At 29.1% G+C, this 1,047-nt stretch carries 1 protein-coding gene; it reads right to left on the bottom strand.

Annotated elements, in window-relative coordinates:
* Positions 1–714: 714 nt before the first annotated feature.
* Positions 715–1,047 (bottom strand): hypothetical protein (locus AB671_RS19810; protein ID WP_228391023.1); only part of this gene is annotated, 333 nt, incomplete at its 5' end.

Raw genomic sequence — 1,047 nt, 5'->3', positions numbered from 1 at the left:
TCGAAGATATTTTGCAGATAAACTATTCGATAGGCTCATTATTGCTAACATTACAGCGGTATGATGAAAAACGGATATACATAAATTTTATCAACGACTAATCAAAATCCATAGTACCTGTTCGGATAAAGCCTGAAACTGAGATGAAAGTAATCAGAATGTTCAGGTGTAAATCGGGTGCCCATAATTATTCGTTATATGTTTTTTAATTATTTACAAAGTACTATCGTTTTGTGAGATTCTATCATTAAAATACTGGATTTATTTATAAAGTTTACTTGATCCTAATTTTAAAAAGTTTATATATCATATACTCCACACATTATAACTTTTTCAGAATCAATTTGGTGAATCATAGTATATATTAAATATTTATAAGGTTCCCCTTCTTCATCTATACCATCGTTTTTTGAGATTTTTTATTTAGTAATGAACTTAAAAATTTTAATCTCGAAAAGTTCATCGCTTTACAAAATATTTTTTTGATAGCAATTTTACCACATCATTAGTTTTTTTATTTTTTACTTTTTTTTAGAAAAAATATAGATCTATTTTAGATTCCCCACCTTTCATTATATCGTAACCACTAACATTTTCTTTCACAAAAGCTTCGATAATTCGTTCGCTATAAAAAGGGCCTGCGGTCGAGGATATTTGAACTTTAAGTTGAATAATCCGTATTTATCTTTCTTATTGGGTTTGTCATATGTACATCTAATTTTTATTTCCAATCTTCTCAGATAGTGAAAGAATCTCTTTGTTTATTACGTCAGCATTTTCTTTCTTTGTGATGATCGTACCATGGCTCGCATTCATAATAATCTGTTTTCCGTTAGTAGATAATTCTTTTAGCTCTTTTTGCATATCAAACCATAATTGAATTTGCTTTTCAGGGTTAATTCCATCTTTTCTGTATTTCTGTTTTTGAGAATCTTTATACTGCTCGGTAGCAGTAAACACCAAGACAGGTAAAGAATCTAATTTTTTTGCCCTACCTGCTCGCATCAGTACTTGATTGGTCAATTTATTCTCTCTTAAAAACATACG

Origin of the sequence: Chryseobacterium sp. BGARF1, from assembly GCF_001677955.1 — a bacterium.
Lineage (GTDB): Bacteria > Bacteroidota > Bacteroidia > Flavobacteriales > Weeksellaceae > Chryseobacterium.
The sequence above is the reverse complement of the archived record's forward strand: the minus strand, read 5'-3'. Positions and strand labels throughout refer to the sequence as shown.